General features: G+C 72.1%; 1 protein-coding gene. It reads right to left on the bottom strand.

The features are described 5' to 3' along the window. Positions 1-848, bottom strand: an 848-nt coding sequence (locus QHC78_RS21045; protein ID WP_319748099.1) for a phospholipase domain-containing protein, incomplete at both ends; no start/stop codon positions are given.

The raw sequence follows: 848 nt of genomic DNA, 5'->3' as shown, positions 1-848 counted from the left end.
CCCATCGCGGGATCGGAAATGGAGGGCGCGCCGGTCTCGACGCGTCCGGCCAGCCGGCGGGTATAGCCGGGCTCGGCGTCGTCGCGCACGGTGACGTCGTACCAGCCCCCGCTGCGGGTCATGTCCCACGACAGGCTGACCGTCTCGCCGGGAGCCAGCGTGGCGGGGGGCTGCCGCGGATAGTCATAGGCATTGGCCTCCACCTGGATCGAGCGGGGCCGCGAGGCAGGGTTGTGCAGCGTCAGGCGCAGCGGCACGCCGGGCCCCTGATGATCGGCCGCGACTTCCAGCGGCGGCATGCCCGCCGTGCCCGCGCGTCCCGTGCAATGCCGGTGGAATCCGTTGGGGCCCAGTACCCAGAGGTCGTAGCGGCCATCGTCGGCCGAGGCCGGCCACGCATCCGCCAGCTGCTTGCCGGCCTCCACCGTGTAGCGGCGCGGCCCGCGCTCCAGGCGCAGCCTGTCGTACACATGGAACACCGCGCCGGCCGTGCCGGTATTCTCGAACCGCAGCGATACCCGTTCCCCTTCCACGGCGGCATGGACCTGCAGCGCATAAGGCAGCGGACGCGAAGGCCGCGTGCCGGATTGCTGCCGCGCCCGTTCTGGCTGGAGCGGCGCGGGCGGGGTGACCGTGCCCGGCAGTGCCGAGGCGAGCCCGGCGCGTTCGGCCGTGGCCGGCAGGCCGCCGGGCAGGCCCGCGCCTTCCGGCGCGGCGAAATCGAAAATCGAGGTCAGGTCGCCGCAGACGGCGCGGCGCCAGGCCGAGATATTGGGTTCGGCCACGCCGAATCGTTGCTCGATGAAGCGCAGCACCGACGTGTGGTCGAACACTTGAGAATTGACCCA

Source organism: Pigmentiphaga sp., assembly GCF_033795525.1.
In the GTDB taxonomy this organism is placed as follows: domain Bacteria; phylum Pseudomonadota; class Gammaproteobacteria; order Burkholderiales; family Burkholderiaceae_B; genus Pigmentiphaga.
This window is presented reverse-complemented; position numbering and strand designations above follow the sequence as displayed.